At 58.5% G+C, this 16,633-nt stretch carries 14 protein-coding genes; 8 read left to right on the top strand and 6 right to left on the bottom strand.

All coding sequences use genetic code 11. The annotated features are described in order from the left end of the window. Positions 1-14: 14 nt before the first annotated feature. The gene (locus KGFNPO_RS15595; protein WP_472632152.1) at positions 15-677 is read right to left on the bottom strand and encodes a 5-formyltetrahydrofolate cyclo-ligase; all 663 of its coding nucleotides are present in this window, start codon (positions 675-677) and stop codon (positions 15-17) included. Positions 678-701: 24 nt separating this feature from the next. Here KGFNPO_RS15595 and KGFNPO_RS15590 point away from each other — a divergent pair, with 24 nt between their 5' ends. The 5 genes from KGFNPO_RS15590 to KGFNPO_RS15570 all read left to right on the top strand — a co-directional run bounded on the left by KGFNPO_RS15590 (position 702) and on the right by KGFNPO_RS15570 (position 6,715). Beyond that, positions 702-2,627, top strand: a complete 1,926-nt coding sequence (locus KGFNPO_RS15590; protein ID WP_472632151.1) for a lytic transglycosylase domain-containing protein — start codon at positions 702-704, stop codon at positions 2,625-2,627. A 240-nt stretch (positions 2,628-2,867) separates the two neighbouring features. Further along, entirely contained in the window at positions 2,868-3,848 is a 981-nt protein-coding gene (locus tag KGFNPO_RS15585) for a complex I NDUFA9 subunit family protein (protein WP_472632150.1), read from the top strand. A gap of 91 nt (positions 3,849-3,939) precedes the next feature. Further along, positions 3,940-4,653 carry a glutathione S-transferase family protein gene (locus KGFNPO_RS15580; RefSeq protein WP_472632149.1) on the top strand — a complete coding sequence of 238 codons (714 nt, stop codon included), beginning with the start codon at positions 3,940-3,942 and terminating at the stop codon, positions 4,651-4,653. Between the two features lie 19 nt (positions 4,654-4,672). After that, positions 4,673-5,941, top strand: coding sequence for a multifunctional CCA addition/repair protein (locus KGFNPO_RS15575; RefSeq protein ID WP_472632148.1), 1,269 nt, complete (start codon positions 4,673-4,675; stop codon positions 5,939-5,941). Between the two features lie 72 nt (positions 5,942-6,013). Continuing rightward, complete coding sequence (locus KGFNPO_RS15570; protein ID WP_472632147.1) at positions 6,014-6,715, top strand: GNAT family N-acetyltransferase; 702 nt, start codon at positions 6,014-6,016, stop codon at positions 6,713-6,715. A 111-nt stretch (positions 6,716-6,826) separates the two neighbouring features. Here KGFNPO_RS15570 and KGFNPO_RS15565 read toward each other — a convergent pair whose 3' ends face one another. Beyond that, positions 6,827-7,315, bottom strand: a complete 489-nt coding sequence (locus KGFNPO_RS15565) for an Lrp/AsnC family transcriptional regulator (protein WP_472632146.1) — start codon at positions 7,313-7,315, stop codon at positions 6,827-6,829. Between the two features lie 109 nt (positions 7,316-7,424). Between KGFNPO_RS15565 and KGFNPO_RS15560 the strand changes: the two genes are divergently transcribed. From KGFNPO_RS15560 to KGFNPO_RS15550, 3 genes are all read left to right on the top strand, one after another. After that, positions 7,425-7,565 (top strand): hypothetical protein, encoded by a 141-nt coding sequence (locus tag KGFNPO_RS15560; RefSeq protein WP_472632145.1) that lies wholly within the window; start codon positions 7,425-7,427, stop codon positions 7,563-7,565. Between the two features lie 157 nt (positions 7,566-7,722). Further along, the gene (phhA, locus tag KGFNPO_RS15555) at positions 7,723-8,619 is read left to right on the top strand and encodes a phenylalanine 4-monooxygenase (protein WP_472632144.1); all 897 of its coding nucleotides are present in this window, start codon (positions 7,723-7,725) and stop codon (positions 8,617-8,619) included. A gap of 174 nt (positions 8,620-8,793) precedes the next feature. Then, positions 8,794-12,417: an indolepyruvate ferredoxin oxidoreductase family protein gene (locus KGFNPO_RS15550; protein ID WP_472632143.1), complete on the top strand. Its 3,624-nt coding sequence runs from the start codon at positions 8,794-8,796 to the stop codon at positions 12,415-12,417. Positions 12,418-12,540: 123 nt separating this feature from the next. On the opposite strand, the gene KGFNPO_RS15545 is transcribed toward KGFNPO_RS15550, so the two are convergent. The 4 genes from KGFNPO_RS15545 to KGFNPO_RS15530 all read right to left on the bottom strand — a co-directional run bounded on the left by KGFNPO_RS15545 (position 12,541) and on the right by KGFNPO_RS15530 (position 16,626). After that, complete coding sequence (locus KGFNPO_RS15545; RefSeq protein WP_472632142.1) at positions 12,541-13,419, bottom strand: Wzz/FepE/Etk N-terminal domain-containing protein; 879 nt, start codon at positions 13,417-13,419, stop codon at positions 12,541-12,543. A 152-nt stretch (positions 13,420-13,571) separates the two neighbouring features. After that, entirely contained in the window at positions 13,572-14,855 is a 1,284-nt protein-coding gene (locus tag KGFNPO_RS15540) for an O-acetylhomoserine aminocarboxypropyltransferase/cysteine synthase family protein (RefSeq protein ID WP_472632141.1), read from the bottom strand. Positions 14,856-14,982: 127 nt separating this feature from the next. Continuing rightward, entirely contained in the window at positions 14,983-15,510 is a 528-nt protein-coding gene (locus KGFNPO_RS15535) for a metal-dependent hydrolase (RefSeq protein WP_472632140.1), read from the bottom strand. A 198-nt stretch (positions 15,511-15,708) separates the two neighbouring features. Then, on the bottom strand, positions 15,709-16,626 hold the full coding sequence (locus tag KGFNPO_RS15530; RefSeq protein ID WP_472632139.1) for a LysR substrate-binding domain-containing protein: 918 nt from the start codon (positions 16,624-16,626) through the stop codon (positions 15,709-15,711). Between the last annotated feature and the right edge of the window lie 7 nt (positions 16,627-16,633).

Genomic DNA, 16,633 nt, shown 5'->3' with positions numbered 1-16,633 from the left:
ATGGGTGCAACCCATCATCCGGTAAGTACGATAGGTGATGGGTTGCACCCATCCACCATGCCGTTTTCAGTGACGATGGCGTCCATCGCCACATCGTGCGCGGCGGCAGCAAAATCGGCTTTGGTGCAGCTATAGGCGATGCCGATGGCGAGCGGACGCGCAGCGCTTGCCAGCGTGCGGTCGTAATAGCCGCCGCCATAACCGAGCCGGATGCCGGCGGCCGTGAAGCCGACGCAAGGAATCAGCAGCGCTTGCGGCTGTAGCGGGACGATGGTGGCCGGAATCGATACCCCGAAAGCATCCTTGACCAACGGCGCGCCCGGCGTCCAGGCGACGAATTGCAACGGCGTGTCGGGCACTATCACTACCGGCAGCGCCAGCTGCACGCCTGCCGCGGCCAGTTCAGCATATACAACATGCAAATCCGGTTCGTGCCGGATCGGCCAATAAACTCCCAGCACCGGTACCGGATGCGCGCGCCACCAGTGGGCGACGTGGCTGCCGATGGCAAGATCAAACTGCGCCCGCTGTTCGCTGGCGACGCCGCGCCGTAGCGCGATCAGGCTGCGGCGCAGGATGGTTTTGTCATTTTCGACAGCATCAGGTTGCGGTGGATGCAGTGGCGCATCATGCGCTAAAATATTGCCGAAATCGCGTGTTATGCTGAAACCTGTCATGAGAAAGTAGTGGAAATTGTGTCTATGTTTACCATCAAACGAATTACCCGAATTGCACTTGCTGCTGCAGCGCTGACCCTGTTGCCGGTCGCCCACGCGCAGTTCAAGTCGGCTGGCCAGTTGGGCGCGGACGAGGATTTCATTGCCTTGCGCGCTGCCGCACGCCAAGATGATGTCGAAAAAACCGACAGCATTGCGGCGCGGCTGGCAAATTATGACATTGATTCCTATGTCAATTACTATCGCCTCAAGACCCGCCTGAAAACCGCGCCCGAGACGGAAATTCGCAGCTATCTGGCGCGCTATGACGGCACTGCGATTGCCGATCGCTTGCGCAATGACTGGCTGCTGGAACTGGGCCAGCAGCGCGATTGGAAGAGATTCGACGAGCAATATCCGCAATTCGCGCTCGACGATGATACCCAGCTCAAGTGTTATGCATTGATGTCGCGTATCAGCAAGCGGCAACAGGTGGCGGTTGAAGCCCGTGCGCTGCTGGTAGAGCCGAAAAATTATGGCCCTGCTTGCGTGGCTTTGCTGACCGGGCTAGCCGAAACCGAACAGTTTGATGAGAACGATCTGTGGCAGCAAGTCCGGCTGGCGGCCGAAGTTAACAATGTGGCGCTGGCGCGCCAACTGACCGCACTGGTCGATCTGTCGATGGTGGAAAAGGTTGCAAGTGCGATCAATCAGCCGGCGCTGACAGTAGCCTACGGGCCAGGCAGCGGGCGTGCGGCGCACGAGGCGTACTTGATCGCGCTCGGCCGCCTCGCCAAATCCAGTCCGGAGCAAGCCGCGCGCGGGTTGGCCAGCAATAGCGCCGCTCTGGCCCGGCAGGAACAGGCTCAGGGCTGGGCGCAGATTGCCTTGCCGGCTTCGCTCAATCTGGCTCCGGAAGCCGCCGATTACTGGCGTCGGGCGAATGGGGCCCGTTTGTCGCTGGAGGGATATCAGTGGCGTGCGCGTGCCGCCTTGCGGGTCGGCGACTGGAAACAGGTCGGCGCGGCCATCGATGCGATGCCGGTAATATTGCGCACCGATGCAACCTGGGTTTACTGGGCGGCGCGTGCGCTGAAGGCGCAAGGGCAGAACGCGGCGGCGCAACAGATGTTTGCCTCGATTGCCGATCAAACCAATTTTTACGGGCAGTTGGCGATCGAAGAAACCGGCGGCAAAATCACTATTCCCGCCAGTGCCGCTAAGGCTACGCCAAGCGAAGTGGCAGCAATGACGGTGAATGCGGGTTTGCGTCGTGCGCTGAAGTTTTTCGCGATGAATTTACGCTTCGAAGGCACGCGCGAATGGAACTGGGAGTTGCGTAAATTTAGTGAGCGCCAGCATTTGGCGGCGGCCGAGTTTGCGCGGCAAAACAATGTGCTGGACCGGATGGTGAACACTTCCGACCGCACTAAAACGGAAGTCAATTTCGAGCAGCGCTTTCCGACGCCGTTTCGCGACATCATGCGCGTCAATACGCAAAAGCTCGGCATCGACATGGCCTGGGTGTACGGGCTGATCCGGCAGGAATCGCGCTTCATCATGGATGCGCGCTCGAACGTCGGCGCTTCCGGCCTGATGCAACTGATGCCGGCTACCGCCAAGTGGGTTGCCAACAGGATCGGCTTCGGCGAATTTTCTCCTGGCCGGGTCAACGAAATTGACACCAACATCATGCTCGGCACCAATTATCTGAATATCGTGCTGGGCGATCTGGACGGCTCGCAAGCGCTGGCAACCGCAGCCTACAACGCCGGCCCCGGCCGGCCGCGGGCCTGGCGCGCCACTTTGCCGGGGGCGGTGGAAGGCGCAATCTTTGCCGAAACCATCCCGTTTTCAGAAACCCGTGGTTACGTCAAGAACGTGCTGTCCAACGCCACGTATTATGCAGCCCTGTTCGATGGCCAGCCGCAATCACTCAAGGCGCGTCTGGGATCGGTGGCGCCGAAGTAGTAATGGATGGATTGTTCACGAAAGACACGAAAATAACGAACCAGAATCACGACGCAATGGTTGTTAAAAAGTGAGGAGTATCACTGTTTTCATAGTATTTTCTGCATATATTCATTGCGGTTGTAAAAAATACCAGGCCTAGTTTCCGTAGGTTGGACTGCGTTTTGCTCAGCGCCAACCTGCAATTCAAAATAATAATTTTTGCCGCAGCGGCACACCAAGTTCAAGGAGCAACACCCCATGCGATACCCAACAGTCTTAGTGATCGGCGGCAGCGGCTTTGTCGGCAGCAGTCTGGTTGCGCAATTGTCGAACGCCGGCCATGTCGTGATTGTGCCGACCCGCAACCGCGAGCGCGCCAAGGCGCTGATCACGCTGCCGACAGTCGATGTGGTCGAGGCTGATGTGCATGACGATGCGATTCTGCGCGGCCTGATGCAGGGCGTCGATGCGGTGGTCAACCTGGTGGGGATTTTGCATTCGCGTGCGGGGGCGGCAGGCACGTCTTACGGCCCGGATTTTGAGCGCGCCCATGTGGCATTGCCGAAACGCATCGTCGCTGCCTGCACAGCTAGCGGCGTGTCGCGTTATTTGCATATGAGCGCGCTGGGCGCGGACGCCAACGGGCCGTCGATGTACCAGCGCTCCAAGGCCGCCGGGGAGGTTGCCGCACGCTCCGAGCCGGGCCTGAAGACTACCATCTTTCGTCCTTCCGTGATGTTTGGCGCAGCAGACCATTTCCTCAACATGTTCGCAGCTATGCAAAAAATATTGCCGGTGGTTCCGCTCGGCAGCGCAGAGGCGAAATTCCAGCCGATCCATGTCGAGGATGTGGCGCGCGCGTTCGTCAACGCGTTGGCATGCGAGCAAACTATCGGCCGCACTTATGAGCTGGCCGGCCCGACGGTATACAGCTTGCGCCAGTTGGTGCAATTGGCCGGCTTGTATGCCGGTTATCCGCGTCCGATAATTGCGCTGCCGCCATCGCTGGCGCGGCTGCAAGCGCTGCTGCTGGAATATGCGCCGTTCGGCCCGGTAATGAGCCGCGATAATCTGGCTTCGATGCAGGTCGATAATGTGGCAACAGGGGGGGCAACATCGCCGATTGCGCCGGAACTGGGCATCAAGCCGGCGGCGCTGGAAGCGATTGCGCCGCAATATTTATCGGGCCGCTACCCGCGTGCGCGCTATGACGATTACCGCACGCGCGCACACCGTTAATCGAAGTTGATCGAAGTTGATCGAAGTTGATCGAAGTTGATCGAAGTAAGCGAAGTAAGCGAAGTAAGCGAAGTCATTACGAAAGAGCGCCATGCAAACTACCGATTCCGATACCACACTGTCCGATACGCTGACCAATGGCGGCAAATCCAGACTCAGGCTGGTGATCGGCAACAAGAATTACTCGTCCTGGTCGATGCGGCCGTGGATTGCGATGACTGCGTTCGGCATTCGGTTCGAGGAAAGTCGCATTCTGCTGGACCGCCCCGACACCGCCACCCGCATCGCTGAAATATCGTCCGCCGGGCGGGTGCCGGTGCTGCTTGCCGGCGCGATCACGGTCTGGGATTCGCTGGCGATTTGCGAATACCTGGCCGAGCAGTTTCCCGACTTGCACCTGTGGCCGCAGGATGTCGCCGCCCGCGCCATGGCGCGCAGCATTTGCGCCGAGATGCATTCCGGCTTTAACGGCTTGCGCAGCGCGATGACGATGAATATCCGCATGTCGTTCCCCGGCAAAGGGCGCACCCCCGATGCCCAGGCCGATATCGGCCGCATCTGCGAAATCTGGGAGGAATGCCTGGCGCACTTCGGCCACCATCAATTCCTGTTCGGTGCGTTTTCGATTGCGGACGCTTACTACGCGCCGGTGGTGATGCGTTTCAGAAGCTATCAGGTGGCGTTGGCGCCGGCGCTGCAGGCGTATGCCGACCGGGTTGCCGCCCATCCGGCGGTGGCGCAATGGATGCGCGAAGCACTGACTGAGCCGGAGCGTTCAGCCAAGTACGACGCCGGCCCGGATTGAGGTTGGCGGATTCGTTCAAATGAAAATCTACACCGTCGGCGGCGCTGTGCGCGATGCCTTGCTGGGTTTGCCGGTGCAGGATCGCGATTATGTGGTGGTTGGCGCCACGCCGCAGCAGATGCTGCAGCATGGCTACACCCCGGTGGGCAAGGATTTTCCGGTATTTCTGCATCCCAAAACGCACGAGGAATACGCGCTGGCCCGTTCCGAACGCAAGACTGCGCCGGGCTACAAAGGCTTCCTGTTCCATGCCGCTCCTGATGTCACGCTGGAGCAGGATCTGGTGCGGCGCGACCTGACCATCAATGCCATCGCCCGCGCCGAAGACGGCACTCTGATCGACCCGTTCGGCGGCCAGCGCGATATCGCGGCGCGGATATTCCGTCATGTCTCGTCGGCGTTTGCCGAAGATCCGGTGCGGATTTTGCGGCTGGCGCGCTTTGCCGCCCGCTTTGCGCTGCCGCCGCATGATTTTCAGGTGGCGGTGGAAACCAATGCGCTGATGCGACACATGGTGGCCGCCGGCGAAGTCGATGCGCTGGTGCCGGAGCGGGTCTGGCAGGAATTGGCGCGCGGTTTGATGGAAGAAAAACCCTCGCGCATGTTCGATGTGCTGCGCGACTGCGGCGCGCTGGCGCGCCTGCTGCCGGAACTGGATGCGGTGTGGGACGCGCCGTCCCGCCACCATCCTGACACCGAGGTCGGTCTGCAAACGATGCGGGTCATCGATGTTGCAGCGCGGCAAAATTTGGCGTTGCCGATCCGTTTTGCGCTGCTGCTGCACGATTTAGGTACGGATGCAGATACGGGCGCGAGTGCCGGTGCTGACACAGACATGATCCCGGCCGCCGCAGCGGTGTGCGAGCGCCTGCGGTTGCCGCACGATTGCCGCGATCTCGCGCTCATGACGGCGCGCGAATTTGGTAATCTCAGTGGCAATCCCGGTGGCAACCCCGGCCAGGCGCTGCCACTGGACGCCGAAGCCATCGTGGGCCTGATCGAGCGCTGCGACGCACTGCGCAAACCACAGCGTTTTGCCGACCTGCTGCAGGCGCTGGCATCCAGCCTGGCCGGTCGCGAAGCAAGCGGCGGCGCGGCTCAGAACTGGGCTCAGCGCGAACCTCTGTTGCGGGCGCTGGCGACCGCGCAAGCAGTCGATGCCGGCCGGATTGCGGCGCACACTGCGCAAGCTTATCCGGACCAGCCGCAACGCATCGCGCCGGCGCTGCATGCGGCGCGGGTGGCTGCGATTAAGGCTATGATGAACACCAGCCAGTCCGGGCCGTGATGTGCAGTAAAAACCGGGCTGCAGCCGAACGTGGTATCGTTATTGTGCGCTGCACAATAAAGGAGTCCCAGCATGACCATAATAGATAATCTCCCGGAAACTTTATCCGCCGCAGTTGTCGGTAAGAATGATAATTCCGGCGAGTTGGACCCGTCGTCGGTCTACGTCAAGGAACTGTCCGAGCGCGACCGTCACCGCATTTCGCGGCATTTTCTGGCGCTGGATGACCATGACCGCTACCTGCGCTTCGGCACGCGGCTTAAGGATGACTTGATTACGCAGTATGTGGATCAACTCAATTTTTCGCGCGACACCATCTTCGGCGTATACAACAGCAAGTTCAAGCTGGTCGGCGTCGGCCACCTGGCGTTTGCGCCGCGTGAAGCGTATCCGGATTCGGTCAGCGCCACGCTGAAAGACCAGGTCGCCGAGTTTGGCGTCTCGGTCAATGCCAGCGGACGCGGCCTCGGGGTCGGCTCGAAACTGTTCGTGCGCGCCGCCATCCATTGCCGCAATGCCGATGTCGATACGCTCTACATGCATTGCCTGTCTTCGAATCAGGTGATGATCCACATCGCCAAAAAAGCCGGAATGGAAATCCACCGCGACCACGGCGAAGCCGATGCCTACCTGAAACTGTTGCCGGCCAGTCCAGGCACCGTGTTCAAGGAAGCGGTGGAAGAGCAAGTCGCCAGCTTCGATTACGCGCTCAAGGCCAACACCCGCGCCGCAGTCAAGTGGCTGGCAAACCTGCCCGGCTTCAAGGGCGACTGATTTTGCCTGTTTTCGGCAAGAAAATATACCGGCTAGTGTAATTTTATGTATCGCAATATATGCATGCGGAAATTGCACTGTTTTTGCATATACTCCCAATATTAATGCCAATCACAACGGCAATGCCGTAGTGTCCTTGATTCGCTGCAGCGCAAAACTGGAGCGGACGTCAAGCACCGCCGGATGGCGCAACAGCGTCGCCATCATGAAGCGCGAAAAATGCGCCATGTCTTCCACGTGCACCCGCAGCAGATAATCCATGTCCCCGGTCATCGCGTAACAGGCCACCACTTCCGGCCACAATTCGACCGCCGCGGCGAAATCGGCGCGCGGCGAACGCACGCTGCCGGCGGCGGCATCGATGTGCTTTGCCAGCCGCACATCCACGTAAGCCAGCAAACCGAGGCCGATTTTGGCGGGATCGAGCAAGGCTACGTATTGGCGGATGACGCCGGTCTGTTCCAGATTCTTGATGCGCCGCAAGCAGGGCGAGGGCGACAGATTGACGCGTTCGGCCACTTCCTGATTGGAGAGACGGCCGTCGGACTGCAGAATGGCAAGAATTTTGCGATCGGTTTTGTCGAGTGCGATGGTCGGCATGATGGGCCTCTGAGGGTTTCAGCAATATTATTGCGAACTGGAGCTGGATTGAGGAATTCTTCGCAATTTTATGCCAAAGGCGCGCGCCTATACTGCTTACATAAATGGCATGGACTTTCAACCTGGGGACAAGCCGGCGGGCGTCGGCGGCTTCGAGTTCATGCCGAGCCAGGGCGATGAAAATTTCTGTGAAAGGAAGTGCCGGGCGCTGTTTGCATCCTGGAGCGCGCCCGGATCAAACGCGCTCTGACCTTGCTGCGTACATATTAAATTGTGGTGGAGTATGCGTAAATTGTCGCCATTTGCCGCATTATTCCATTACTAAAAAAATAATGCTGAAGGGAGTATTAGTGGTATTGCGCGCCCTCCGGCGCACCGCGCCTGCTCTTTTGTGAATCGATAGCATCATGGACAAGAATCTGAATACGGTAAATGCCATAAATACCAACAATTTTTTTGCCACGGTGGCTGAAAAATCCAGCACCGGCGTCTTGCGCGGCGACTACACCCACGCCGATGCAGAGTACGTGGTGAAGCAGCACTGGCACAACTACACGCCCGAGCAGCACGCGCTGTGGCGCCGGCTGTACCAGCGCCAGGCCCAGCTGGTGCCGGGTCGCGCCTGCGACGAATTCCTCAAAGGGATGGCGAAACTGGATGCGGCCGATGGCATCCCTGATCTGGCGCAGGCTTCCGAAATCCTGTATGCGGCCACCGGCTGGCGGCTGGTGGCGGTGCCCGGGCTGGTGCCGGACCTGACTTTCTTCACCCATCTGGCGCACCGCCGCTTTCCGGTCACGGTCTGGTTGCGCAAGCCGGAGGAGTTCGATTACATCGTCGAACCGGACGTGTTCCACGACTTCTTCGGCCATGTCCCGCTGCTGCTCGATCCGGTGTTCGCCGATTATCTGCAGCGCTACGGCCAGGCCGGGCTGAAGGCGCTGAAACTCGACGGGCTGGAATATCTGGCGCGGCTGTACTGGTACACGATCGAATTCGGCCTGATCCAGACCCCGCAGGGTTTGCGCGTGTATGGCGCCGGCATTTTATCGTCCGGCGGCGAGATCGAATATTGCCTGCACAGTCCTGTGCCGCGCCGCATTTCATTGACGGTGGAACGGGTGATGCGCACCCGGTACAAGATCGATTCCTATCAGGAAAGCTATTTCGTGATTCCGAATTTCCAGCAATTGTTTGATGCAACCGAGCCGGATTTCACGCCGATCTATGCGCGTCTGAAAGCGCTGGCGGCGCTGCCTGCCGATACCTTGTTGCCGGATGAGACGAATCTGGCAATCCCATAGGATGGGTGAAGCCCATCCCATCTGGATGGGTTTCACCCATCCTACGGCACAGCAGCAAGCGCTTGTGCTACCCTGCAAAAAGTCAAAATTTAAAAGCAGTTTGCTCACGAGGCAGGCTCGTTTGACAGCGACACCATCGCACCCAGAAAAATAATTTTTGGCACGGAGACAAACATGAATGCACCCCTTCCCGCCGGGCAGTCGCAAGCGCTTGCGCCTAAACTCGACAACTTCGACTTCGACGCTATTTCCCTCGACGACAAATTCACGCTGGAGCGCGGCCGCGCTTTCATGACCGGCACCCAGGCCTTGATCCGGCTGGCGCTGCTGCAAAGCCAGCGCGACCAGTTGGCCGGCTTGCATACCGCCGGCTATATCAGCGGCTATCGCGGCTCGCCTTTGGGCAGCGTCGATATGACGGCGATGAAGGCGAAGAAGTATCTGGACGCCCACAACATCAAGTTTCATCCCGGCATCAACGAAGACCTGGCAGCCACCAGCATTTGGGGCACGCAGCAGGTCAATCTGTTTCCGGACGCCAAATTTGAAGGCGTGTTCGGCATTTGGTACGGCAAAGGTCCGGGCGTGGATCGCTGCGGCGATGTTTTCAAGCACGCCAACATGGCAGGCAGCGCCAAGCTGGGCGGCGTGCTGGTGCTGGCCGGCGACGATCACGCGGCCAAATCATCGACCACCGCGCATCAGAGCGAACATATTCTGAAAGCCTGCGGGATTCCGGTGCTGTATCCGTCGTCGGTGCAGGAATATCTCGATTACGGCTTGCACGGGCTGGCGATGAGTCGCTACACCGGCCTGTGGGTGGCGATGAAATGCGTGACCGATATCGTCGAATCGGGCGCTACCGTCGACCTCGATCCGGATCGGGTCCGGATTCAGTTGCCGCTTGACTTCGATTTGCCCGAAGGCGGTCTGAATATCCGCTGGCCGGACGCCGTGCTGGAGCAGGAAGCGCGGATGAACAATTACAAATGGTATGCGGCGCTGGCGTATGCGCGCGCCAACAAGTTGAACCAGATCATCTGGGACGCGCCGCAAGCGAAGATCGGCATTATCACTGCCGGCAAGGCCTATCTGGATACGCGTCAAGCGCTGGAAGACCTCGGCATTGATGAAACTGTCGCCCGTGAAATCGGCATCCGTCTGTACAAAATCGGCATGACCTGGCCGCTGGAAGCGACTGGCGTGCACGAGTTTGCACAAGGGCTGGAAGAAATTCTGGTGGTCGAAGAAAAGCGCCAGATTCTCGAATACCAGCTCAAGGAAGAACTGTACAACTTGCCGGACAATGAGCGGCCACGCGTGGTCGGCAAGTTTGATGACACCGGCGAGTGGAGCAATCCGCACCGCAGCGGCCACGGCGATTGGCTGTTGCCGGCGACGTATGAATTGAACCCGGCGCAAATCGCGCGCGCCATCGCCACCCGCATTTCGAAGTATTTTGCCGGCCACCCGGTCGAGGCGCGCATCAAGCAGCGCATCGCCTATCTGGAAGCCAAGGAAGCGATCCTGACAGTCAGCGCCAAGCCGGACCCGGCCAAAGACCGCATCCCGCATTTTTGCTCCGGTTGTCCGCACAACACTTCCACCAAATTGCCGGAAGGCAGCCGTGCGCTGGCCGGCATCGGTTGCCATTACATGGTGTTGTGGATGGAGCGCGAAACCGCCACCTTCACCCACATGGGCGCGGAAGGCGTGACCTGGGTCGGTCACGCGCCGTTTACCAACGAGAAGCATGTGTTCGCCAACTTGGGCGACGGCACATATCAGCACTCCGGCTTGCTGGCGATTCGGGCTGCGGTGGCTGCCAAGGTGAATATCACTTACAAGATTCTGTTCAACGATGCGGTTGCGATGACCGGCGGTCAGCCGTTCGACGGCCCGCTGGACCCCGGCATGATTTCGCGCCAGATTGCGGCCGAAGGCGTGACGCCGATTATTGTCGTCACGGACGAGCCGGACAAATATCCATCCGGATACGATTGGGCTCCGGGCGTCACCATCCGCCATCGCAGAGAACTCGACGCCGTACAGCGCGAGTTGCGCGAAATCGAAGGCGCATCGGCAATGATTTACGACCAGACCTGCGCCTCCGAAAAACGCCGCCGCCGGAAACGCAATGCCTATCCAGACCCAGCCAAGCGCGTCGTCATCAATGAAGCGGTGTGCGAAGGTTGCGGCGATTGCAGCGTGCAATCGAATTGCCTGTCGGTGGAGCCGCTGGAAACCGAATTCGGCCGCAAGCGCCAGATCAATCAATCGTCGTGCAACAAGGATTTCTCCTGCGTCACCGGCTTTTGTCCGAGTTTTGTCACAGTCGAAGGCGGTCAACTGAAGAAGCCGAAAAAAGCGGACGCATCTGGCAAAAACGCTGATAAAACTAGCACGTTGATATTGCCGCAACCGGTCTTGCCCACCACCAAGGTGCCGTTCGGCATTCTGGTCACTGGCATCGGCGGCACCGGTGTGGTCACCGTCGGCCAGATTCTGGCGATGGCCGCGCATCTGGAAGGCAAGGGTTGCTCGGTGCTCGACATGAGCGGTTTGGCGCAAAAAGGCGGCCCGGTAATGTCGCATGTGCGCCTGTCCGACCATCAGCAAGATATCCATTCGACCCGGGTTGGCACCGGTGCGGCCGATCTGGTGATCGGTTGCGACGTGATCGTCACCGCCAGCCGCGACGCGCTGTCGCGCATTGGCGAAGGGCGCACTTTTGCTGCGATCAACTCGACCGGCACGCCGACCGCGGCTTTCGTCAAGAATCCGGACTGGCAATATCCGGGCGCAGCGGCCGAGAGCAGCATTCGGGCCGCTTGCGGTGCCGACAATGTCGATGTGATCGACGCCGGCAACCTCGCCACCGGCCTGATGGGCGACGCGATTGCCACCAATATGTTCATGCTCGGCTATGCGTGGCAAAAAGGCTGGGTGCCGCTGTCGGAAGCCGCCATCGTCAGATCGATCGAACTGAATGGTGTGTCGGTCGAATTCAATAAGAAATCCTTCATCTGGGGCCGCAGCGCCGCGCATGATTTGGCGGCAGTGCAGCGCATGGTGACGCCGGCGCAGGTGATCGCAATCAAGCGTGCACCCACTTTGGACGATACGGTCTCGACGCGCTTGACGTACCTGAGCGCGTACCAGAATGCCGCCTATGGGCAGCAATACGGCGATTTTGTCGAACAGGTGAAAACGGCGGAATCGGTTTTGCTTGGAGCCGGCAAGCCGTTGCGATTGACGGAAGCGGTGGCGCGTTATTATTTCAAATTAATGGCTTACAAGGATGAGTACGAAGTGGCGCGGCTCTATACCAGCGGTGCGTTTGCGGACAAGGTCGCCGCCATGTTCGAAGGCGATGTCAGGCTGAAATTCCACCTGGCGCCGCCCTTGTTTGCCAAGCGCGACAGCAACGGCCATCTGATCAAGCAGGAATTTGGCCCCTGGATGATGAAAGCCTTCGGCGTGCTGGCCAAATGCAAAGCCGTGCGCGGCACTGCGCTGGACGTTTTTGGTTACACCGGTGAACGTAAAACCGAGCGCGCATTGATTGCAGAATACCGCAACACGATTGCGCAACTGCTGTCGAAACTGACGGCAGACAACGTGCCGCAAGCAGTTGCCATCGCCAGCATCCCGGAAGACATCCGCGGTTTCGGCCATATCAAGGAACGGCATCTGAGCGCAGCCAGGCAGAAGGAGGCGGTATTACTGGCTGAATTCTTGGCCCCGCATACAGCCAAGGTGATTCCGATTGCGTCACATGGCAAGCATGTGGCTTGAAGCGTGATGGAGTGATGGGTGGGCAGGGTTTGCTCGCTCGATAGCGTGTTGCAAAATGAAAAAGCCGGCATATAACAATATGCCGGCTTTTTCATTCCAGAGCCAAAATCGGGATCGGACGATTCAGAACTGCTTTCTGTCGCGCCACAGTGCGACTCCCAGTCCCAGCAGCAATCCCAGAAAAGCGCCAGCGGCAAGGAACAGGCTGAATTTCGGGAAATAACGCGCATCGTCTGCATGCACTGCATCAATAACCTTGGTCGGATAGGTAGCAATCGATTCCAGTAAATCCTGCAGCCTGGTTTTATCCACGATCAGTGAACGCAATTCTGCTTCCTTGTTTTCCAGCAGATTGATGGCGACGATGTTGGGCGCAAACTGCGGTGCAGACTTCAAGCTGCCACTATCGGCGAGTAAGCGAAACAACTTTGCGCGTTCTGCTTCCGCATCGGCGATTTTCTTCGTATTGTTTTGTAATTGCCTTGTTAGACGATTTTTTGCTGGAAGCACCAGCGCGTTGTGCGAGGCAATTAATGCTTGTGCGGTTGCGGCAAGATTTTTTTGCGCCTCATCCGGAGTAAATCCGGCAAGCTTGATTTGTATGAAATTGGTGTTCTTGATGGCGCTGGCCTTGATGGTTTTTTTGAATAAATCGGTGTGTTTATTTACGCGTTCATCCAGCGGCAGCTTGAGTGCAATCAGTGCGCTTGATTGTAGTTCGCGCAATTTAACTCTTTCAATGGTCTGAACCGGCTCTTCGATAGGGATGATTGCATTTATCGGAGATGGCATTTGACCAATTTGCATCGTGACGGATGCCTGCCAGCGCGATGGCAGAACATTGGCCAATAGGGCGGCACAAATCATGGCGGCGATTATGCATGCAAACAACATCAGCCAATTGCGCTTCAAACTGTCGAGTATTTTCGATAAATCGATGAATTCATTTTCGGTGACGGCTGGATTCAAAATAGTGTGCTCTTTCAATGAAGGATTCGACATGGTTGGGTAGTCGTCGCTTTGCAAAAAAATGGATGCGGCGTTGATTGTGCCGAGCTTGCCATTGTAGGCGGTTAATCGATGCTCTTTCTGTTACGCATCAATTAACCGCCTGGTCTGCCGTTTTTTAGTGCAGGCGAACAATCACAGCTGGTTCAGGCCGCAGCCAGCGCCTGCTCCAAATCGGCCTGCAAGTCATCGATATGCTCGATGCCAACCGACAGCCGCAGCATATCCTCCGATACGCCGGCTTTGGCCAGTTCTTCCGCATCCAGTTGACGGTGCGTGGTCGAAGCCGGATGCGTCGCCAGCGATTTGGCGTCGCCGATGTTGACCAGTCGGGTGAACAGTTGCAGCGCATCGAGTACCCGTGCGCCGGCCGCGCGCGGGTCGGCATCGCTGTATTTGAGGCCGAACGACACGAGGCCGGAAGCTTTGCCGCCCATGTATTTTTGCACCAGCGCGTGATCCGGATGATCTTCCAGCCCGGCGTAATTGACCCATGCTACTTTCGGGTGGTTTTGCAAATATTGCGCGAGGGCCAGCGCGTTGTCGCAGATGCGGTCCATGCGCAGCGCCAGGGTTTCGATGCCTTGCAAAATCAGGAACGCGTTCATCGGTGAAATTGCCGCCCCCATGTTGCGCAGCGGCACTACGCGGGCGCGGCCGATGTAGGCGGCAGGCCCCAGCGCGTCGGTATACACCACGCCGTGGTACGACACATCGGGTTCGTTCAGGCGCTTGAAGCGTTCCTTGTGCTCGGCCCACGGGAATTTACCGCTATCGACGATCGCGCCGCCGACGCTATTGCCATGTCCACCCAGATATTTTGTCAGCGAATGGACCACGATATCGGCACCGTGTTCAAACGGCCGGCACAGGTAAGGGCTGGGCACGGTATTGTCGACGATCAGCGGGATGCCGTGGGCGTGGGCGATCTCAGCCAGCTTGGCGAAATCGGTGACGTTGCCCAGTGGATTACCGACCGATTCGCAGAAGATTGCCTTGGTACGGTCGTCGATCAGCGCCGCGAAGGTTTCCGGCTGGCGCGCATCGGCGAAACGCACTTCGATACCCATCTGCGGCAGCGTGTGGGCGAACAGGTTGTAGGTGCCGCCATACAGCTGGGTGGCGGAGATGAAATTGTCGCCGGCCTCGGTGATGGTCTGGATCGCGTAGGTGACGGCAGCCATGCCGGATGCCACCGCCAGCGCGGCGATGCCGCCTTCCAGTGCGGCGATGCGCTTTTCCAGCACGTCTTGGGTTGGATTCATGATGCGGGTGTAAATATTGCCGGGCACTTTCAGGTCGAACAGATCGGCGCCGTGCTGGGCATTGTCGAACGCGTAAGCGACGGTTTGGTAAATCGGCACCGCTGCGGATTTAGTGGTGGGGTCCGGCGAATAGCCGGCGTGGACGGCCATGGTTTCGATTTTCATGTAATTCCCTGTTGTGAACGTATTTTGGAAGTACTAAGCAAAGGGAATATTGTGCCATAGGCAATGCCTGGTGGCGGCACAACCGTAAGACGATTTTCGTGTTTGGGTCAGCACAAAACGCATATCGCTACGACCACATTGGCAATGATTTTACGAAAGCAAGCACTTTTAAGGAATGGACATTCTTGAAGAAGAGATTATCGGTGACCATAAGAGCGGCAATCCATGCCGCAGCGATCACGAATACATCGCAGCGGCCGCTTTTCCAGAGCTTGAGCGAATGACGTCCAACAATCCAGGGCACGCCCAGAGGATTGGGCCAGTCGGCCAGTAGATGCATGATTCCGCCGGCGGCAAAACCAAATAGCAATGGCGCCCAGGATTGATGCCGCAGTTCCAGATAGGAATACGCCAGCAGCGCTATCCAGGCAAGGCCCCAATGGGTCCAGGTTCGGTGCGTGATCCACAGGCGACGCGGCCGGGTCCACCATGCTACTTCAAGCCAATCTGGCGCTGTTCCGCCAAAAATTCCCGCAACAAAGGTGAGGAAACTCCACACATGATATGGGCCGCCTGCGCCAGCATGCACCACCAGGGCCGCGGCAATGACGCCGGCAGCCCATCCAGTTGCGTGATGCGCTTTGTTGGAGGCCATGATGAGACAGTATGCTTTAAAACGTATTGAAAATTGAGATGGAGAAATGCGTGGTGGAATATACAGTCTATAGCCGACTAAAACGGACGGATGCTGGTTTTTAGTAAAAAAACCTTCTAAAAAGGTCTGAAAATTCTTATTCGCAGCTTATGCGCTGCGATCCGTGCCTAAAACAGCCTGGCCGCACGCTTCTTTTCTTCACTGCGCGCCTGACGGCGGTGATCCGTCGTTCAGCCACTGTTCGAGAAACCGGACGCATACCCGTACCTTGGCGGAACTGCTCAACCGCGACAGATAGACCGCCCATACTTCCGCTTCCTGCCGGTATGCCGGCAGCACCCGCACCAGATCGCCGGCTTCGATGCTCGGGCCGACATCCCAGATTGAACGCAGGATGATGCCGTGTCCGTCGATGGCCCAGCGATGCACGATCTCGCCGTTGTTGGCCGACAAATAACCGTCCACTTTTACGGTTTCCATTCCTTGCGGTCCGGTCAATCGCCACAGGCCGAATGCTTCGTCGCGTTCGCGGATGACGATACAGCGATGTTGTGCCAGGTCTGCCAGCGCAGTCGGCGTGCCCTGTTTTGCAAGATAAGCCGGCGCGGCGCACAAGATGCGGGAATTGGCCGCAATCCGCCGGGCGATCAGGTTCGGCTCATGCACGGCGCCGATCCGGATGTCGAGATCGAAGCCCTCGCCAATCAGGTCGACCGGGCGGTCAAGCAGCTCAAGCTGGACTTTTAGCGATGGGTAGCGCAATGCCAGCTCGGAGAGCGCCGGCGCCACCCGATTGCGGCCGAAGCCGGAACTGGTGCAAATGCGCAACAGGCCGCGTGGCGTGGTTTTCGCGGTTGACACCGCCTCGGTCATCTGGCCGACATCTTCCAGTATCCGCTGCGCCCATTGATACACGGTTTCGCCGTCTTCAGTCACCGAGACGCGGCGCGTGGTCCGGTGCAGCAGCCGCACTTGCAGCTTGCGTTCCAGCAGCGCGATGCGCTTGCTGACGAATGCCGGCGATGCGCCCAGTTCGATCGCAGCCGCTATGAAGCTGCACTTGTGCACCACAATGCAGAACAGTCGCAAGTCGTCGAGAAGCGGCAGATTATTCACGATTCGT

The sequence above is a fragment of the Gelidimonas diazotrophica genome (assembly GCF_055694025.1).
Note: the sequence above shows the minus strand (reverse complement) of the source record. Positions and strands in the feature narration are given on the sequence as shown.

What these genes read in the sequence shown, in the direction of transcription:
- KGFNPO_RS15595 (WP_472632152.1), bottom strand. Translation starts at nt 677, where the DNA reads ATGACAGGTTTCAGCATAACACGCGATTTCGGCAATATTTTAGCGCAT.
- KGFNPO_RS15590 (WP_472632151.1), top strand. Translation starts at nt 702, where the DNA reads ATGTTTACCATCAAACGAATTACCCGAATTGCACTTGCTGCTGCAGCG.
- KGFNPO_RS15585 (WP_472632150.1), top strand. Translation starts at nt 2,868, where the DNA reads ATGCGATACCCAACAGTCTTAGTGATCGGCGGCAGCGGCTTTGTCGGC.
- KGFNPO_RS15580 (WP_472632149.1), top strand. Translation starts at nt 3,940, where the DNA reads ATGCAAACTACCGATTCCGATACCACACTGTCCGATACGCTGACCAAT.
- KGFNPO_RS15575 (WP_472632148.1), top strand. Translation starts at nt 4,673, where the DNA reads ATGAAAATCTACACCGTCGGCGGCGCTGTGCGCGATGCCTTGCTGGGT.
- KGFNPO_RS15570 (WP_472632147.1), top strand. Translation starts at nt 6,014, where the DNA reads ATGACCATAATAGATAATCTCCCGGAAACTTTATCCGCCGCAGTTGTC.
- KGFNPO_RS15565 (WP_472632146.1), bottom strand. Translation starts at nt 7,315, where the DNA reads ATGCCGACCATCGCACTCGACAAAACCGATCGCAAAATTCTTGCCATT.
- KGFNPO_RS15560 (WP_472632145.1), top strand. Translation starts at nt 7,425, where the DNA reads ATGGACTTTCAACCTGGGGACAAGCCGGCGGGCGTCGGCGGCTTCGAG.
- phhA (WP_472632144.1), top strand. Translation starts at nt 7,723, where the DNA reads ATGGACAAGAATCTGAATACGGTAAATGCCATAAATACCAACAATTTT.
- KGFNPO_RS15550 (WP_472632143.1), top strand. Translation starts at nt 8,794, where the DNA reads ATGAATGCACCCCTTCCCGCCGGGCAGTCGCAAGCGCTTGCGCCTAAA.
- KGFNPO_RS15545 (WP_472632142.1), bottom strand. Translation starts at nt 13,419, where the DNA reads ATGTCGAATCCTTCATTGAAAGAGCACACTATTTTGAATCCAGCCGTC.
- KGFNPO_RS15540 (WP_472632141.1), bottom strand. Translation starts at nt 14,855, where the DNA reads ATGAAAATCGAAACCATGGCCGTCCACGCCGGCTATTCGCCGGACCCC.
- KGFNPO_RS15535 (WP_472632140.1), bottom strand. Translation starts at nt 15,510, where the DNA reads ATGGCCTCCAACAAAGCGCATCACGCAACTGGATGGGCTGCCGGCGTC.